General features: G+C 68.9%; 13 protein-coding genes. 8 read left to right on the top strand and 5 right to left on the bottom strand.

The features are described from left to right. Nucleotides 1-16 precede the first annotated feature (16 nt). The 3 genes from ACT53R_RS15030 to ACT53R_RS15040 are packed head-to-tail and all read left to right on the top strand — an operon-like array spanning nt 17 to nt 1,781. A complete protein-coding gene (locus ACT53R_RS15030) occupies nt 17-586 on the top strand; it encodes a methyltransferase family protein (protein WP_476172706.1) in 570 nt (189 codons plus the stop codon). Nucleotides 587-633: 47 nt separating this feature from the next. Further along, nucleotides 634-1,383, top strand: coding sequence for an SDR family NAD(P)-dependent oxidoreductase (locus ACT53R_RS15035; RefSeq protein ID WP_476172707.1), 750 nt, complete (start codon nt 634-636; stop codon nt 1,381-1,383). A 20-nt stretch (nt 1,384-1,403) separates the two neighbouring features. Continuing rightward, on the top strand, nt 1,404-1,781 hold the full coding sequence (locus ACT53R_RS15040) for a hypothetical protein (RefSeq protein ID WP_476172708.1): 378 nt from the start codon (nt 1,404-1,406) through the stop codon (nt 1,779-1,781). Between the two features lie 31 nt (nt 1,782-1,812). Here the strand turns inward: ACT53R_RS15040 and ACT53R_RS15045 are convergent, their stop codons facing one another. From ACT53R_RS15045 to speA, 3 genes are all read right to left on the bottom strand, one after another. Beyond that, nucleotides 1,813-2,304: a hypothetical protein gene (locus ACT53R_RS15045; protein WP_476172709.1), complete on the bottom strand. Its 492-nt coding sequence runs from the start codon at nt 2,302-2,304 to the stop codon at nt 1,813-1,815. Next, nucleotides 2,301-3,440, bottom strand: coding sequence for an acyltransferase family protein (locus ACT53R_RS15050; protein ID WP_476172710.1), 1,140 nt, complete (start codon nt 3,438-3,440; stop codon nt 2,301-2,303). Before ACT53R_RS15050 ends, ACT53R_RS15045 begins: the two co-directional genes overlap by 4 nt. A 109-nt stretch (nt 3,441-3,549) precedes the next feature. Then, nucleotides 3,550-5,439, bottom strand: a complete 1,890-nt coding sequence (speA, locus tag ACT53R_RS15055) for an arginine decarboxylase (RefSeq protein WP_476172711.1) — start codon at nt 5,437-5,439, stop codon at nt 3,550-3,552. Nucleotides 5,440-5,632: 193 nt separating this feature from the next. Here speA and speE point away from each other — a divergent pair, with 193 nt between their 5' ends. From speE to ACT53R_RS15070, 3 genes are all read left to right on the top strand, one after another. Beyond that, on the top strand, nt 5,633-6,481 hold the full coding sequence (speE, locus tag ACT53R_RS15060; RefSeq protein WP_476172712.1) for a polyamine aminopropyltransferase: 849 nt from the start codon (nt 5,633-5,635) through the stop codon (nt 6,479-6,481). A 30-nt stretch (nt 6,482-6,511) separates the two neighbouring features. Continuing rightward, complete coding sequence (locus ACT53R_RS15065) at nt 6,512-7,252, top strand: phosphatase PAP2 family protein (protein ID WP_476172713.1); 741 nt, start codon at nt 6,512-6,514, stop codon at nt 7,250-7,252. Between the two features lie 64 nt (nt 7,253-7,316). Then, nucleotides 7,317-8,312: a hypothetical protein gene (locus tag ACT53R_RS15070; RefSeq protein WP_476172714.1), complete on the top strand. Its 996-nt coding sequence runs from the start codon at nt 7,317-7,319 to the stop codon at nt 8,310-8,312. A gap of 9 nt (nt 8,313-8,321) precedes the next feature. On the opposite strand, the gene ACT53R_RS15075 is transcribed toward ACT53R_RS15070, so the two are convergent. Then, nucleotides 8,322-8,660, bottom strand: coding sequence for a P-II family nitrogen regulator (locus tag ACT53R_RS15075; protein ID WP_476172715.1), 339 nt, complete (start codon nt 8,658-8,660; stop codon nt 8,322-8,324). A gap of 149 nt (nt 8,661-8,809) precedes the next feature. On the opposite strand from ACT53R_RS15075, the gene ubiK reads away from it, so the two are divergent. Further along, nucleotides 8,810-9,082: a ubiquinone biosynthesis accessory factor UbiK gene (ubiK, locus tag ACT53R_RS15080; protein WP_476172716.1), complete on the top strand. Its 273-nt coding sequence runs from the start codon at nt 8,810-8,812 to the stop codon at nt 9,080-9,082. An 11-nt stretch (nt 9,083-9,093) separates the two neighbouring features. Further along, nucleotides 9,094-10,608 carry a YifB family Mg chelatase-like AAA ATPase gene (locus ACT53R_RS15085; protein WP_476172717.1) on the top strand — a complete coding sequence of 505 codons (1,515 nt, stop codon included), beginning with the start codon at nt 9,094-9,096 and terminating at the stop codon, nt 10,606-10,608. Between the two features lie 114 nt (nt 10,609-10,722). On the opposite strand, the gene ACT53R_RS15090 is transcribed toward ACT53R_RS15085, so the two are convergent. Next, on the bottom strand, nt 10,723-11,757 hold the full coding sequence (locus ACT53R_RS15090) for a hypothetical protein (protein WP_476172718.1): 1,035 nt from the start codon (nt 11,755-11,757) through the stop codon (nt 10,723-10,725). Between the last annotated feature and the right edge of the window lie 157 nt (nt 11,758-11,914).

Here is an 11,914-nt window from a genome sequence, read left to right on the forward strand (position 1 = left end):
CCTTCCGGAGCCGGCCATGACCCTGTCCACGCTGTTTTACGTCCTCGTTGTCCTCTGGCCCGCCAGCGAAGCCTGGATCGGTGCCCGCCACCGCGCCGGCGGCGGCGACGCCACCCGCGATCGCGGCACCCTGCGCCTGCTGCTGGTGGTGATCTACGCCAGCGTCGCGCTGGCGGTGTGGCTGTCGATCCGCGGCGTCTGGCCGTTCCCGCCGACGCTGCGCGCACCGCTGTTCTTCGGCGGCTGCGCGGCGATGGCGCTGGGCATCGCATTGCGGCTGTGGTCGGTGCGCACGCTGGCGCACTTCTTCACCATCCAGGTCGCGATCCGCGACGGCCACCGGCTGATCCGCACCGGCCCGTACCGGGTGCTGCGGCATCCGTCGTACACCGGCTCGCTGATGACCTTCCTCGGCTTCGGCTGCGCACTGGGCAGCGGCGCCGCGCTGCTGGCGGTCGGCGTGCCGGTGACGCTGGCGTTCCTGCGCCGCATCCGCGTGGAGGAGCGCGTGCTGGCCGACGCCTTCCCCGCCGACTATCCCGACTACGCCCGCACGACGTGGCGACTCCTGCCCTTCGTCTGGTGACCGGCGCCCGCGCCGCGAGCACGGACGCCAGCGCATACAATTCCGGCATGAACACCATCCTCATCACCGGCGCCACGTCCGGGTTCGGCCGCGCGGCCGTCGAACGCTTCCACGGCGCCGGCTGGCGCGTGATCGCCACCGGCCGCCGCGCCGAACGCCTCGACGCCCTCGCCGACGCGCTCGGCCGCGAGCGCCTGCACACCGCCGCGTTCGACATCCGGGACGAGGCCGCGATGCGCGCCGCGCTGGACGCGCTGCCCGACGACTTCCGCGACATCGACGTGCTGGTCAACAACGCCGGCCTCGCGCTGGGTACCGCGCCGGCGCAGCGCGCGGACCTCGCGCAGTGGAAGCAGATGATCGACACCAACGTCACCGCGCTGGCGACGCTGACCCACGCGCTGCTGCCGACGCTGATCGAACGCAAGGGCGCGATCCTCAACGTCAGCTCGGTCGCGGCGACGTATCCGTACCCCGGCGGCAATGTCTACGGCGGCACCAAGGCGTTCGTCGCCCAGTTCTCGCTAGGCCTGCGCAGCGACCTGCACGGCACCGGCGTGCGCGTGACCAGCATCGAACCGGGCATGGCCGAAACCGAATTCACCCTCGTCCGCACCCGCGGCGACCAGGCCGCCTCGGACACGCTCTACCAGGGCGCCGACCCGATCCGCCCCGAGGACATCGCCGACACGCTGTTCTGGATCGCCACCCTGCCCCCGCACCTCAACATCAACCGCCTCGAAGTGATGCCGGTGCGGCAGTCGTTCGCGGGGTTCCAGGTGGCGCGGGAGGGCTGAGCGCACGCGCGACGCATCCGATGCCGCTCACGGAGCTCGCCCTGCATCTGTGCGCTCCGCTCTGGGCGATCGGCCACCTGGCCCAGGTCGTGTTCCTGATGCGCGTCGGCGTGAAGGCGGGCCCGCCGCTGGCGGAACGCGAGGAGACCCTGCTCGGCGTCACGCTGTTCGCCTCGCTGCCGTCCATGCTTGGCCTTCCGCTCGCCTTCGCGGCGGGACCGGTGGTGGCGCTCCTGGCGATGCCCCTGCTGGCGATCGGCGGGCTCGTGACGCTGGCGTGCGCGCTGGTGCCGCCGCCGCGCGGCCAGTCGCGGGATGCGTGGGCCAGCCGGCTCTGCGCCGTAGCGCCGCCGTGGGCCGCACTGTATGTCCTCTTCCGGATTCTGATGAGCGTCTGATCCGCGCGCATCGGCACGGACGTATTCGCGATCAGCGCTTGCCCGACGGCCGGATCACCCGCGTCTCGCCGGCCAGGCATTCGGCGATCACGCGGTCGACCCACGGTTTGTCGACGAGATACGTGCTGCCGTGGATGTCGTCCGGCGTCGGCACGACGTCGGTGTCGAGGTCGATGCGCGCCTTGGTGCGATACCAGCCGAGTGCGGCATCGTCGATCTGCAGGTCGGCGTCGGTGCACGTCGCCGGCCAGTCGATCAGCAGGATCGCGTGCTGCTGCGGCCAGTAGACGCGCAGGAACGCGCCGCTGTCGTGCTCTTCCACCGGCCCGAGGTGCAGGCGCTGCGGCGTGCGCGGATGGACGTCGGCGACGATCGCGCGCAGCAGCGCATCGACACAGCGGAAGCCGGGACGGTGGCTCGGCGCGACAGCAGCGGTCGGCGCGAGATCGGCGGCGGTGCACGCAAACGTGCATGTCGAAAACACGATCGCGAGCACGGCGACAAAGGGCGTGCGGCGCTTCATGCGTGACCTCCGGGCAGCGACGCGGACGCGGCCGCGTCGAAGGACGGCTTCGCCGAAGCACGCCGCAGCAAACGATCCCGCAGCCGCAGTCCCGGCCGTTCCACCGCGTAGTGCAGCACCGCGGCGGCGAGCAGCGAGGCGATGCCGTACGCGAGGAAGGCGACGACGCCCCGACCTTCCAGCGCTTCGCCCCATTGCCACTCGACGAGGCCGTACACCGGCTTGTGGATGAGGTAGAGGCTGTAGGACACGGCCGCGAGCCAGCCGGCGCCGGGCACCGCGCGGCGGCCGAGCCAGCTGCCCGGCTGCGCGGCGGCGAACACCAGCATCGCGAGCGCGACGGACAGCACCGGCCAGCCGACGCTGTTGCCGAGCAGGCCGGTGCGTTCGCGGAAGAGCCAGAAGCTCAAGGCCAGCGTCGCCAGCCCGACAAGAAGGACGAGGTTCGCACGCGTCGCCATGCGCGCCCACTGCGCGGGCCGCCACGTCTTCCACACCGCCAGCGCGACGCCGGCGAGCAGGCCGTCGAGGCGGTTCCACGTCGGGTAGTAAATGTCTTCGACGAACCAGTTGCGGTCACCGCCGAGCGCACTGTCGTGCAGCCAGGTCGCCGTGCGCAGCGCGATGTCGCCCAGCACCAGCGCGACGAGGAAGGCGATCACCGCATTCCGCGAACCACGCCGCGCAAACGCGACCGCCAGCAGCGGGAACAGCAGGTAGAAATGTTCCTCGACGCACAGCGACCACGCATGCGAGAACGCGGCGTTGTGGCTGTAGTCGATCGAGAGGTTCACGAAGAAGCCGGCGAACTTCCACCACGGTTCCATGCCCGGCGCTTCGCGGAAATCGGGCCACAGCAGGTAGAGCGCGAGCACCGCCCAGTACGCAGGCAGGATGCGGAACGCGCGCCGCAGCCAGAAGTCGCGGAACGACACGCCCTCGCCGCGCGCCAGCGGCGCCAGCACCTGCTGGCCGATCAAAAAGCCGCTGAGCACGAAGAACAGGTCGACGCCCATCCAGCCGTAGCGCGACAGCCACGACCAGTGCTCGCCGAGGCCGCCGACGAGGAACGAATGGAACAGCATCGTCCAGACCACGGCGATGGCGCGGAGCAGGTCCAGGCCGGGTTGGCGCATGCGGGGCGTTCCTCGTGCGGACGCACCCGCCGCGGATTCGCGACGCACCGATGCGCGTGACGCGCCAGTCTACGGCGGCGCCACGCGACCGGGCGCCGCGTGACATGCGTTACGTCAGCGGTTCGTCGCTGAGGTACGTGTACGCGGTGAGACCGTTCTCCAGCGCCTCGTTGAGCCGCGCGGCCTCGCTCTTGCTCAGGTCGACGGCGCCGACCTTGGCCTTGTAGATGCGGCGCAGGTCGTCGAGCTTGTAGCCGACGTAGTCCAGCATCACGTCGACGGTGTCGCCGCGACGCTGCTGGGCGATGCGGAAGCCGTCGCCGTCGACCTTCACCTCGATCGCGTCGGTGTCGCCGAACAGATTGTGGATGTCGCCGAGGATTTCCTGGTACGCGCCGACGAGGAAGAAGCCGATGCGGTAGCGCTCGCCGGGACGCGGCGCGTGCAGCGGCAGCGAGCTGTCCAGGTCCTCGTTCTCGACATAGGTGTCGATCTTGCCGTCGGAGTCGCAGGTGAGGTCGGCGATCACGCCGCGGCGCTCGGGGCGCTCGTCGAGGCGTTCGATCGGCATGATCGGGAACACCTGGTCGATCGCCCACACGTCGGGCATGGACTCGAACAGGCTGAAGTTGACGAAGTACTTGTCGACGAGGCGTTCGTTGAGTTCGTCCAGCAGGTCGCGGTGGCTCTTCTCGTCGTAGGTCAGGCGCGCGCGCACGGCGTGGGCGATGGCGTAGAACAGGTCGTCCAGCCGCGCACGGGCGACGAGGTCGATCTGGCCGAGTGCGTAGAGCGACAGGCCTTCGCTGTGGTGGTGCTGCGCCTCGTGGAACAGTTCGACGGCCGGGCGACGATCGAGTTCGTCGTGGATCTCGCGCAGGTGACGGATCACCGCGGCCTCGTCGTCGTGCGCGGGCGGCACGCGGCCTTCCGGCGCGCGCTCCACTTCGGAGACGTTGGTGACCAGCACCGCGTGGTGCGCGGTCATCGCGCGGCCGCACTCGGTGACGATGCGCGGCGGCGCGATGCCGTTGGCGGCGCAGGCTTCGGCCAACGGCTGCACGATGCTGGACGCGTACTGGGCGACGCCGTAGTTCACCGAGCAGTAACTGCGCGAACGCGTGCCTTCGTAGTCGATGCCGAGGCCGCCGCCGACGTCGACGTGGCTGATCGACGCGCCCAGCTTCGACAGCTCGACGAAATAGCGCACGGCCTCGCGCATGCCGTTGGCGATGTCGCGGACGTTGCTGATCTGCGAGCCCATGTGGAAATGCAGCAGGCCGAGGCAGTCGCCCATGCCGCTGTCGCGCAGCGACTTCCACAGGTCCAGCACCTGCCGCGGCGAGAGCCCGAACTTGGCCTTGTCGCCGCCGCTGTTCTGCCACTTGCCGGCGCCCAGCGACGCCAGCCGCATGCGCACGCCGAGGCCGGGCTTCACGCCCAGCGCCTTCGCCTCTTCCATCACCAGCGGCAGCTCGGACGGTTTCTCGACCACGATGAAGGTCTGCAGGCCCAGCTTGCGGCCGATCAGCGCCAGCCGGATGTACTCACGGTCCTTGTAGCCGTTGCAGACGATCAGGCCGCCCGGGCGCGACAGCGCCAGCACGGCCATCAACTCGGGCTTGCTGCCGGCCTCCAGGCCGAAGCCTTCGCCCGCGTGCGAGGCCAGCGTGCCGGCGACGCCTGCGTGCTGGTTGACCTTGATCGGATACACAGCGGTGTAGCCGCCGGCGTAGTCCCACTCCTGCTGCGCCTGCGCGAACGCGGCCTGCAGTTTGCCCAGGCGGTCACCGAGGATCTGCGGGAACCGCACCAGCAACGGCAGCTTGGCGCCGGACGCCTGCGCGGCGTCCACCACCTCGGCCAGCGCCACGGTGCCGCCCGCGGTGCCCTGCGGGCGCACGACGATGCGGCCGGCGGCGTCGACGTCGAAATACCCTTCGGCCCAGTGCGGAATCGAATAGGTCTTGCGGGCGTGGTCGATCGACCAGGCGGTCATGGGCAGCGGTCCGGGACGGCGGTGGGGACGCGCATTGTAGAGCCTGCACCGTGCCCGACACGGGGGCGGGCCTTGGCCCGCCGTGGGGATCGTGACCCTCCCCGGCCGCCCCTCGTCGTTCAGCCAGCACCCCAGCCCCGCCGACCCGCTCCGGTACAATGCCGCCCCCGTCGACAACCCCGGACCCGCCGCGATGACCGAGACTGCCTGGCACTACGAGCGCTTCGAGCCCACCGGCTCGGCCATCGGCTACCGCATCACGCGCAAGCTGGACGAAGTGCAGTCGCCGTTCCAGAAGATCGAGATCTACGAGAGCACCGACTGGGGCAACCTGATGCTCATCGACGGCGCGATGATGCTGACGACGAAGGACAACTTCCTCTACCACGAGATGATGTCGCATCCGGCGCTGTTCACCCATGCGGCGCCGAAGCACGTCGTGATCATCGGCGGCGGCGATTGCGGCACGCTGCGCGAGGTTCTGAAGCACCCGGGCGTGGTCGAAGCCGTGCAGTGCGACATCGACGAGCAGGTCACGCGCATGGCCGAGAAGTGGTTCCCGGAACTGTGCGATTCCAACGCCGATCCGCGCACCTCGCTGCTGTTCGACGACGGCATCGCCTACATGGCGAACCGCGCGCCGGGCAGCGTCGACATCATCATCGTCGACTCCACGGATCCGGTCGGCCCGGCCGAAGGCCTGTTCAACAAGGCCTTCTACGAAAGCTGCTTCCGCGCGCTGAAGGACGACGGCATCCTGGTGCAGCAGTCGGAATCGCCGCTGGTGCAGCTGGACCTGATCCGCGAGATGCGCGGCGAGATGGGCAAGGCCGGCTTCCGCACCTTCGCGACCCTGCCGTTCCCGCAGCCGTGCTATCCGACCGGCTGGTGGAGCTGCACGCTGGCGCGCAAGGGCGAGGGCTTCGGCTTCCGCGAGGGCGACGCCGACGCGCGCGGTTTCGCGACGAAGTACTACAGCGCCGGCATCCACCGCGGCGCGCTGTCGACGCCGCCGTTCGTCGCCGCCGCGCTGGACGCGTAAGCTCCCCCGACCCGCCCGCAGGACTCCGCCATGCCCGACGCCGCGCCCGACGCCCCGCAGACCGCCGCCGGGCGGGCGCCGCTGCCGCCGGGCTTCCTGCTGCGCCACGGTGCGATCCCGCTGGCGGTGTTCGCGATCGCGATCGCCGTCATCCACTGGCTGGACATCGACTGGCGGCTGGCGACGCACCTGTACGCGCTGGAAGGCGGCACATGGGCGCTGCGCAAGGCGTTCCTCACCGAGAACCTGATCCACAAGGCCGGCCACGACCTCAGCATCGCGGCCTGGCTGGGCGTGCTGATCGCCTGGGGACTGAGCTTCCGCCGCCCCCGCCTGCGCCCTTGGCGCCGGCCGCTGGGCTACCTGCTGCTGGCGGTGCTGGCCTCGACCCTCTCGGTGTCCGCGCTCAAGGCGAAGTCGAACATGGACTGCCCGTGGGACGTGCGCGGCCTGGGCGGCGACCGGCCACACCTCACGCTGTACGACGCCCGCCCCCACGACCTGCCGCGCGGCCGCTGCTTCCCGGCCGGCCACGCCAGCGGCGGCTACGCGTGGATGGCGCTGTACTTCGCGTGCCTGATGATCCGCCCGCGCTGGCGCTGGCGCGGACTGGCGGCCGGGCTCGGCGTCGGCCTGACCTTCGGCATCGCCCAGCAGCTGCGCGGCGCGCATTTCCTGTCGCACGACCTGTGGACGGCGACGATCTGCTGGACCGTCGCCCTGCTGGTCTACCTGTGGCTGCGGCCGAAGACGGCACCCGCCCCGGCCTGACCCCCATCCCGCTGACGGCCGGGCACGTTGTACCATCGGCGGGACGCCGCCCTCCGTCGCCACCGTGGCCGCACCCGCAGGACGCCTCAACCTCGATCGTCTCAACCTCGCGCTGATCCTCGCGTCGGCGCTGCTGGCGGTGCGCTGGCCGTTCGAGACCCTGCTGCTGGCCTACGCCGTGCTCGGGCCGCTGCACTACCTCACTGAAATCTCCTGGCTGCACGATCGCCGCTACTTCCTGCCGAGGAAGCACGACGTGTGGCCGCTGCTGCTCGGCGGCACGGCGCTGATCCTCGCCGTCGCCACGGTCGCCGCCGCGCGCAAGACCCCGCTGCGGCTGGCGATCGAGCACGGCGCACTGTTCGCCCTGTTCGGGTTCGCGCTGGTAATGGTGCTCACCCCGCGCTGGCGCATGCGCCTGCTCGCGCTGCTGGTGCTGGTGCCGGCCTGCGCCCTGCTGGCGCGCGTGGACGGGGTCGCCACCTCGCTGGCCGGCTACCTGCCGACCGTCATTCACGTCTACGTCTTCACCGGCCTGTTCATGCTGGTCGGCACGCTGCGCCGCCCCAGCCGCGACAGCCGCGCCGCGATGGCCGCCTACGTGCTGTGCCCGCTGCTGTGCTGGTGGGCGCCGCTGGCGTGGAGCGCGCCGGCATCGACGTGGGCCGGGAACGCCTTCACCGGCACGCTGTCGAGCATCAGCCGCCTGATCCTCGGCGACGCCGGGCACGCACTCGACGGCACCGCGCTGCTGACCGACCCGACCGCCATCCTCGTCGCCCGCGTGCTGGCGCTGGCGTACCTGTACCACTACCTCAACTGGTTCTCGAAGGTCGAGGTCATCGGCTGGGCACGGATGTCGCCGCTGCGCGGCGTACTCATCGGCGCAGTGTGGATCGGCGCCAGCGCGCTGTACTTCCGCGACTACCTGCTCGGCTTCACCGTGCTGCTGCTGCTCAGCTTCCTGCACGTGGTGCTGGAGTTCCCGCTGAACCACCGCTCGTTCCGCGAACTCGGCGAACGCCTGTTCTCCGGCGGCGACACACGCACGCCGGGCTGACGCAGCGGCTCAGAGCGCGTCCGCGTCCATCTCGCCGGTGCGGATGCGCACCGCGCGTTCCAGATCCCACACGAAGATCTTGCCGTCGCCGATCTTGCCGGTGCCGGCGGCCTGCAGGATCGCCTCCACCACCGCGTCGACGCGGTCGTCGGTAACCGCGACCTCCAGCTTGATCTTCGGCAGGAAGTCGACCACGTACTCGGCGCCGCGGTACAGCTCGGTGTGCCCCTTCTGGCGGCCGAAGCCCTTGACCTCGGTCGCGGTGATGCCGGCGACGCCGGCCTCGGCCAGGGCTTCGCGGACGTCGTCGAGTTTGAACGGCTTGATGATGGCCATCACCATCTTCATGGCGGAGCTCCTGCGGGCATGGGCGGACCGCCGCCGAGGATACCTGCGGCGTCGGGCTTTTCCGACCCCTCGACGCGGCGAAGTCCGATGGTGGCGCCGCGGCGCGGACGGGATGCTGGCACCCACGCTACAATCCACGGGACATGCCCATGATCGACCTCCGCCAGATCGACGACCTCGCCCGCCGCCTCGGCACGCTGGTGCCCCCGGCCCTGCGCGAGGGCCGCGAGGAGATGCAGGAGAACTTCAAGGCCGCGCTGCAGGCGGGGCTGGCGAAGCTCGACCTCGTCACCCGCGAGGAATTCGACGTGCAGCGCGCGGTGCTCGCCCGCACCCGCGGCCAGCTCGACGAACTGCGCACCCTGGTCGACCGGCTCGAAGCCGAACTCGCCGCCCGCGACGCCCAGCCGCCCCGCGACTGAGGGCCGCCGCCATGACCCTTGCGCTCGTGCACACCCGTGCACGCGCCGGCGTGCGCGCGCCGGCCGTCAACGTCGAAGTCTTCCTCGCCGGCGGGCTGCCGCGCATGTCCATCGTCGGCCTGCCCGAGGCCGCGGTCCGCGAGGCCAAGGACCGCGTCCGCGCCGCCATCCAGTGCGCGCAGTACGACTTCCCGGCCCGCGTCATCACCGTCAACCTCGCGCCGGCCGACCTCCCCAAGGACGGCGGCCGCTTCGACCTGCCGATCGCGCTGGGCATCCTCGCGGCCGGCGGCCAGATCCCGCTGGAATCACTGCGCGACTGCGAATTCCTCGGCGAACTCGGCCTGACCGGCGAGCTGCGGCCGGTCGACGGCGTGCTGCCGGCGGCGCTCGCGGCCGCGGCGGCCGGCCGGAAGCTGATCGTCCCCGCCGGCAACGGCGCCGAGGCCGCGCTCGCGGCCGGTGTCGAAGCCTTCACCGCACGCACGCTGCTGGAGGTCTGCGGCCATCTGTGCGGGCATCGCGCACTGCCGACGGCGGTCGCGCCCGAAAGCCACTTCGACCACGGCCCGGACCTGCGCGACGTCCGCGGCCAGACCCGCGCGCGACGGGCGCTGGAGATCGCCGCGGCCGGCGGCCACCACCTGCTGCTGGTCGGCCCGCCCGGCTGCGGCAAGACCCTGCTGGCCTCGCGCCTGCCCGGTCTGCTGCCCGACGCCTCCGACGCCGACGCGCTGGAGACCGCCGCCATCGCGTCGATCAGCGGTCGCGGCCTCGACCCGACCCGCTGGCGTATGCGGCCTTTCCGGTCGCCGCACCACACGGCCAGTGCGGTCGCGCTGGTCGGCGGCGGCACGGAGCCGCGCCCGGGCGAAATCTCGCTCGCGCACAACGGCGTGCTATTCCTCGACGAACTGCCGGAGTGGGATCGCCGCGCCCTCGAAGTGCTGCGCGAACCGCTGGAATCCGGCGTCGTCACGATTTCGCGCGCGGCGCGGCAGAGCGAATTCCCCGCACGCTTCCAGCTCGTCGCCGCGATGAACCCCTGCCCCTGCGGCTGGGCCGGCGATCCGTCGGGGCGGTGCCGCTGCCATCCCGAAGCGATCGCGCGCTATCGCGGCAAGATCTCCGGGCCGCTGCTCGAACGCATCGACCTGCATCTCGACGTGCCGCGCCTGCCGCCCGCGGAACTGCGCCCCGACGCACCGCCCGGCGAATCCAGCGCTACCGTCCGCGGTCGCGTGGTGCGCGCCCGCGAGGCGCAGTTGCGACGCACGGGCCGGCTCAACGCCCGCCTCGACCAGTCGCAGACGAACGCGGTGTGCCGGCTTGCCCCCGACGATCAGGCGATGCTGGAGAACGCAATCGATCTGCTGCAACTCTCGGCGCGATCGATGCACCGCATCTTGCGCGTCGCCCGGACGATTGCCGATCTTGCGGGCAGTGCAGACATCCTCGGTCCGCATGTGGCGGAGGCGATTGGTTATCGGCGTGGGGAGCGGGCGGTGGCGGCGCGAGCGACGTGACTTCATCGGGCGACCTTCAGCTGATCATCGCAACCCAAGAAAGGCCACACTGACCCCAGTTTTCGTGCAACACGAGGAACCGCGTGCCGCCGAGCAACACGCGGCCATTCGCGATTACGCAAGGTTGAACGCCATCGCTGCGTAGCTGTTCGCTCCATCACTCGACTTCGCTGTCAACTCTGCGATCTGCTCATCTATAGCAGCCAATGCTGCCACACGCTCTGTACGAAGCTGGTTAAGCTGAGCCTCCATGTCGACCGGTTTCCCCGCCCCATCCTCAAATTTTGGTGCCTCCGCTCCTTGCTGCTTTATTGCCGTTATGGAAGCCTCCAAGAATGCAATGGCACTTGTGAACTCTTTGTCTACGGTAGCGCGTTCGATAAGAAGCTGTCCAACAAAGCACTCATTCAACTTCAGCGTAGCTTCGGACAAGTCTGCTTGAAGCTTTTCTGCGAATTCTTTTGCCTTTTTCTCCAACGCTGCAGACTTCTCCTTTCTTTCTTCGTCGTAGACAGGCGCTCCGCCCACATGGACCTCCTTAAGCTTGAATCTTGGTACATCAAATTTCCAAATCACTTCACTTCGCGAGAACTCGGGATAATAGACGTCTATCGTGGTGTCGTCCCAAGTAATTTCTGGCACATCGAACTTTATTACTTTGCGACCCTTCGAGAACACAGGGACTTTGGTTACGATATCCGCTTTTCTACATTTCAATTTGTTGCACTTGATATACGATCCAATGACCTTGTTTTCCATTCTTATCTCAGGCACGTCAAAGCTGATGTCGACTCGCTTCGTCTTGGTCTGGGGAAGGTGAAACCTCCACTCACGCTTGCTCATGGTCACTTTCGGCACATGGAAGCGCACATCAACCGTTTCCCATTCGACCTCGAACTTCAACGAGAAGTCGTCCGACTCAGCCAACTCCTTGCCTTCCTCTTCAAACTTTCCCCCCTCCTTCTCCGCACGCGCCTGCAACGCTTCCAACGCGTCCATAGGACCCTTGCATTGAAACTCTGTGATCGGTTCATCTTGGCTATCCAAGGCCAAGTCCTGATTATCTAATGCGCCGTTCATTTCTGAGCTCCGTTCATGCGTCACCTTGACGCTCGATGCATAACGCTGGCTAAGAAAGTTTTCGGCCATAGCTTGGTCCGCGCTTATGCCTATTTGAGACAAGTGGAACCCGAGTTCCGAAGTACGCACAAAGACACCCACTTTCGTTATGCAGCGACGTCCCCCCGCTTTGAGTAGCGGGCCGATCTAGAGTCCGTGGTTACTGTATCCGACCTTTGATGTGTTC

This window comes from Lysobacter sp. DMC104 (genome assembly GCF_056313665.1).

What these genes read in the sequence shown, in the direction of transcription:
- ACT53R_RS15050 (WP_476172710.1), bottom strand. Translation starts at nt 3,440, where the DNA reads ATGCGCCAACCCGGCCTGGACCTGCTCCGCGCCATCGCCGTGGTCTGG.
- ACT53R_RS15030 (WP_476172706.1), top strand. Translation starts at nt 17, where the DNA reads ATGACCCTGTCCACGCTGTTTTACGTCCTCGTTGTCCTCTGGCCCGCC.
- ACT53R_RS15035 (WP_476172707.1), top strand. Translation starts at nt 634, where the DNA reads ATGAACACCATCCTCATCACCGGCGCCACGTCCGGGTTCGGCCGCGCG.
- ubiK (WP_476172716.1), top strand. Translation starts at nt 8,810, where the DNA reads ATGATCGACCTCCGCCAGATCGACGACCTCGCCCGCCGCCTCGGCACG.
- speA (WP_476172711.1), bottom strand. Translation starts at nt 5,439, where the DNA reads ATGACCGCCTGGTCGATCGACCACGCCCGCAAGACCTATTCGATTCCG.
- ACT53R_RS15090 (WP_476172718.1), bottom strand. Translation starts at nt 11,757, where the DNA reads ATGGCCGAAAACTTTCTTAGCCAGCGTTATGCATCGAGCGTCAAGGTG.
- ACT53R_RS15045 (WP_476172709.1), bottom strand. Translation starts at nt 2,304, where the DNA reads ATGAAGCGCCGCACGCCCTTTGTCGCCGTGCTCGCGATCGTGTTTTCG.
- ACT53R_RS15040 (WP_476172708.1), top strand. Translation starts at nt 1,404, where the DNA reads ATGCCGCTCACGGAGCTCGCCCTGCATCTGTGCGCTCCGCTCTGGGCG.
- speE (WP_476172712.1), top strand. Translation starts at nt 5,633, where the DNA reads ATGACCGAGACTGCCTGGCACTACGAGCGCTTCGAGCCCACCGGCTCG.
- ACT53R_RS15065 (WP_476172713.1), top strand. Translation starts at nt 6,512, where the DNA reads ATGCCCGACGCCGCGCCCGACGCCCCGCAGACCGCCGCCGGGCGGGCG.
- ACT53R_RS15085 (WP_476172717.1), top strand. Translation starts at nt 9,094, where the DNA reads ATGACCCTTGCGCTCGTGCACACCCGTGCACGCGCCGGCGTGCGCGCG.
- ACT53R_RS15075 (WP_476172715.1), bottom strand. Translation starts at nt 8,660, where the DNA reads ATGAAGATGGTGATGGCCATCATCAAGCCGTTCAAACTCGACGACGTC.